Annotated in this window: 1 protein-coding gene and 1 pseudogene; both read right to left on the reverse strand. The window is 73.5% G+C overall.

From position 1 onward, the window contains the following. Positions 1-9: 9 nt before the first annotated feature. On the reverse strand, positions 10-861 hold the full coding sequence (locus D7W82_RS39655) for a DUF58 domain-containing protein (RefSeq protein ID WP_199728032.1): 852 nt from the start codon (positions 859-861) through the stop codon (positions 10-12). A 5-nt stretch (positions 862-866) separates the two neighbouring features. Continuing rightward, positions 867-1,289 (reverse strand): annotated as a pseudogene (locus tag D7W82_RS39660) (ABC transporter permease); the annotation flags it as partial.

Below are 1,289 nucleotides of genomic sequence, written 5' to 3' on the forward strand. Positions count from 1 at the left end.
CCCCCAGGCTCACGCCCCGCCTCCCGCCACGAACAACGCGCGCAGCGGCCCCGCCACCTGCGCCCGCAGCCCTTCAGCCGCGTTCACGGTGAGCAGCGTTCCCCGCGCCCGCACCGCCGCGCTTCGCAGCGCACGCTGGTGCTCCGCGAAGCGGCGGGCGTAGGCGGCCAGCACTTCGTCCGTCAGCAACTCCTCCAGCGCCACGCCGCTCTCCGCGTCCACCAGCCGAGCACCCTCACCGCCCGACGGCTCCAGGTCCTCCGCGTCCAGCACCTGCACCAGGAACAGCGCCGACGCTCCTCGAGACAGCCGGGCACACAGCGCCTCCAGGTCCGTCTCGAAGAGGAAGTCGCTCACCACCACCCGCAGGCCACACGGCCGCAACGGCGGCAGCCGCCCCAGCGCCGACGCCAGGTCATCCCGCGCCTCGAACTCCGCCCCTCGCAGCGCCGCGCGGCACGCCGGCCCCTGCACCCGTTCCGACCGTGCCCCGCCCCACAGCAGCGTCGGCGTCAGCCCCTGCCGTCCGCCCACCTCCACCGTCAGCAGCGCCACCTCACGCGCCCCCGCCGCCTTGCGAGGCGACAGCCCCATGCTGCGCGAACCGTCCAGCACCACCTCCACGCGCGGCGACACCTCGTCCTGCCGCACGCGCAGCACCAGCTCCCCCGTGCGCGCCACCGCGTTCCAGTCCAGCTGCCGCAGGTCATCCCCCGGCTGGTACGCGCGGAAGTCGTGCAGCTCCATCGCGCTGCCCGCGGACGTGGCGCGCACCTCGCCCACCCGTCCCCGCTGCGGCAAACGCGGCAGCGCCAGGCTCAACCCCGGCGTCAGGCGCGCCACCTCCGCCTCATCCAACATCGCGCTCACTGCTGGTGGGCCTGCCGCTCGCGTGCGGCGAGCACCCGGTCCGCGGCGAACGCCGACAGGAACGCCACCAGCGCCACGCACAGGAGCAGCTCCGGCGGCAGCTTGAGACCGCTCGGGTCGCTGTAGTCGTATTTGCCGAAGTTCAGCGTCCCCAATATCGGGTTGAGCAGGTTGAGCAACTCATCGCGCCCCTCCAGGTTCAGGAACACCGCCAGCAGCGGCGGCACGCCGGCCCCCAGGATTCCCACCAGCACGTAGAGCAACCGCACCGACACCGGCGACGCGAACCGCCCCGAGCGCGGCATCCGCCCCAACAGCAGCGCCACCGACAGGTACAGCACCCCGTAGAGCGCCAGCGCCGCCTGCGACATCCCCATCCGCAGGCTGCTCGTCGACCCATCCGACAGCCCCAGCAGCCC

It is taken from the genome of Corallococcus sp. CA049B (genome assembly GCF_003611685.1).
GTDB lineage: Bacteria > Myxococcota > Myxococcia > Myxococcales > Myxococcaceae > Corallococcus > Corallococcus coralloides.